General features: G+C 41.0%; 1 protein-coding gene. It reads right to left on the bottom strand.

Annotated features, from left to right (window positions below; translation table 11 throughout):
- Window positions 1-2,350 (bottom strand): glycoside hydrolase family 65 protein (locus AB3112_RS10520; RefSeq protein WP_367334457.1); only part of this gene is annotated, 2,350 nt, incomplete at its 3' end.
- Window positions 2,351-2,636: the final 286 nt, after the last annotated feature.

Here is a 2,636-nt window from a genome sequence, read left to right as displayed (position 1 = left end):
CATCCAGAACTGAATAAACAATTCGTGAAAGGGTGGATCCGTGCGTCGTTCGATCAAGGTAAAATCTTAAATTGGTGGTAAAGTAGTTGGCGGGCAACTTGTAACCAAGCCGGGTAATGACGTTTTGAACTTCATCAAATGGTAATTCGTAATAAGCCATCAAAGTGTCGGCTTGTTTGGCAACTTGATAGGAATCAGGTGACTTACCTTCACCCTTTAACAGTCGATCAATTCGCGATATATCACCGTATTTCTTCCGGTAAGAATCAAAGTTGAGCTTGGAAAGATTGAAGTAACCGGAAAATTGACCAATGATGCCTTCTTCGTTGATATCGAGACGAAGTTTGTGGGCAATATCACTCATTTGATCAAGTAAACTATTGTCTGTTTGGGCTTTTTCATTGGCAGATTTGATTATCTTAGGATCTTCATGACTCATCAGCTCTGCGACTTTATCAAATAACCAAGAAACCATGATATTGGTATAAGCATTATTAGTGAGTCCGTGATCATCAGAGTTTGGATATTCTTCGTGGAATTCATCTGGTCCCATGACGTGATGAATATCGTAACGATCATCTTTTTTATCGTAGCTTGCCATGCTGACCCAGAACTTGCAAATTGACAATAACATTTCTAATCCGTAGTTCTTCATGAATTCGGTATCACCTGTTAGATGAACATAATTAATGACATCGTAGGCAACTGACAGTGAAACGTGACGTTGCAAGCGACTGTTATCCGGATCCCATTCACCACTAACCGGGTTCAAGTGAACAAATTGAGATTGTTCATCCCCATACATCCCTGACTGCCAAGGATACATTGCCCCTTGCTTGTCTTCCGAGGCGGCGTATTTGCGCGCTTCACCGATTCGATTATAGCGATATAACAAGCACTGTTTAGCAATTGCTGGGTAATGAATAGCATAAAACGGTAGATCAAAGGTGACATCCCAGAAGATGTGGCCTCGATAAGCTTCACCGTGCAAGCCACGAGCGCCGACTGAGGAATCTAATTGACCAGAAGCCAAGGCGGCACTTGTCACAAGCATATGGTAGATGTTAACCCGCGTCAGTTTTTGGCTGGTCATATCATTATCAATTTGGATATCTGAATTCTGCCAAACGTTGCTCCAGAACTTTTGACTGTCGGCGAGGGTGTCATTGAACGAAGAAGCGTTCAGTTCCTTTTGGGCGGGTTGTTCCAAGTTGGCATCCTGAGTTTGGCTGGTAAATACTGTGACACATTTTTCAAATACATACGGTTTCTCAGGTTCTACTTGGATATCCAATTTTTGCTGGATTTGTTTATCTTCAGTTTCAGCTAAAATTAACTTGGTGGTATCGATATCTTTGCTAGAAAGCTTAGAATTAATCACAAAGTTAACGTGGGACGTCTTGGTTTGACCGGTTAACGAAATCTGGTTATCGTGGGTAACCATGCCAATGACGTCGATATGGTGTTGATCGAAATCCTGATAGCGCTCAACATTGCCATTAATAACAGTCCCGTCAATTTTTGAATAGAGTTGAATGCTCCCAGAAAAGTTGATTGGTTTTAATTCATACTTGATGGAATAACGATGCCAATTTGTCATATTGGCAACTTTGGTAGCCCGAACTTGCAAAATGTGGCCAGTTGATAATTGAATATGCAAGGTGGTTGTTAAAACACCGGTTCGCAAATTTAGGCTTCGATAAATATCTTGAATATCTTCTTTTTTAATTTCAAACGGTTGTTGATGATCCACCCCAAAACTGATGTATTGAGCATTGGGGAGGTTTACTAGATCTTCGTTGACAACATCCCGACCGTTAATTTTGGTTGTGAGTTGATTGTAGACACCAGCAACGTACATCCCAGGGTAATTATCCTGGTTGGCGTTCGCTTCGACATACGCACCCCGCAGGCCAAAGTAGCCGTTACCGATTGTCAGCATGGCCTCTTGCCCATAGTTACGCTTGCCGCTGTACTCACCATAATAATCAAGGTGCCACTTCAAATATTCCTGTTTTTCTGCCACTGCTTTTTCCAAACCAACATCTTGAACCTTATGCAGGTTAACGACCGGAATATTCATCATGTTGGCAATTGCTAGGCCAATATCGATCTTTTGATGATTAATACCGATGATCGTGTCAGAGAATTCATAGTTCAATGAATTCTCAACAATTGCTGCATCAATTGGCAACCCAGTGAGGGCAGCCTTAATGTTCTCAAGATTATCGCCAATTGAAAATTTGGGGTTGTAGGTGATCATAAACTTCCTAAAAGGGGGCTTATTGGAATTCTCTGAATAATTGATTTCCATGACCCCATCACGAGCCCTTATCGCAAACGTTCTCATAACAAAACCTCTCTCAAGTATTTCCATTTGTGAAAATCATCTATAAGTTAATTCTAGTTCAAATATCCGGTAATCGCAATTAATTGGGGGTTTGAAAGCAATTTGAGCAAGCCGGCTGTTTTCATTTTTGCTGATTTTCGAGTAGATCTTTGATTTCTGAAAGCAGGACTTCCTTGCGATCAACACTGGCGGTTTTGGGCTGTTTTTTAACTATCCGATTAATGATTTTGGATTGAAGTCAATATTTGAGACAGGTTTTAAGAGACATTCAGAACCGCGTTTACCT

This window comes from Lentilactobacillus sp. (genome assembly GCF_040773105.1).
In the GTDB taxonomy this organism is placed as follows: Bacteria; Bacillota; Bacilli; order Lactobacillales; family Lactobacillaceae; genus Lentilactobacillus; species Lentilactobacillus parabuchneri.
The sequence above is the reverse complement of the archived record's forward strand: the minus strand, read 5'-3'. Positions and strand labels throughout refer to the sequence as shown.